Consider the following 467-nt stretch of genomic DNA (forward strand, 5'->3'; position numbering starts at 1 on the left):
GAGCACGGCGGCGCCAAAGCTGCCGTCGCGCTTGACGAAGGCCGTGGCAAACACCGCGTCCGCGGCAAGCGTGTCGGCCCAGGCGCGCGGCGCCATGGCGGCGGCAAAGCCCGCGCCCGCGGCCCGCAGGAAATCGCGGCGGTCGATGAGGGCGGTTCTCATCAGGAGACCCCTCCCTGCATCGGCTTGTTCCAGGACGCGGCAATTTCGAGGGCGCGCAGCCGAAGCTTGGCACTCATCGATCGCCGAGATGGATCATCGCAGACGTTGGAGGTTGGCCGAAGCCCGCGGAACTTCGTCATCCTTGGGCGAAGCAGGAGCGCAGCTCCGTCGCGGAGACCCAAGGATCCATTCCGTGACCTTGGCCGAAGGGCGCAGCGGAGCAGAATTCTGCACGGTCGCAACGCCTCGATGTCACGGCATGGATCCTCGGGTCTGCGCTGCGTCACCACGCTCCTTGCTCCGCC

Annotated in this window: 1 protein-coding gene; it reads right to left on the minus strand. The window is 67.7% G+C overall.

What is annotated here, in order from left to right; genetic code table 11:
* A partial coding sequence (locus tag EOD07_RS39275; RefSeq protein WP_127238544.1) for a twin-arginine translocation signal domain-containing protein occupies window positions 1-162 on the minus strand: 162 nt, incomplete at its 3' end.
* Window positions 163-467 lie beyond the last annotated feature (305 nt).

The organism is Mesorhizobium sp. M2C.T.Ca.TU.002.02.1.1, from assembly GCF_003997225.1.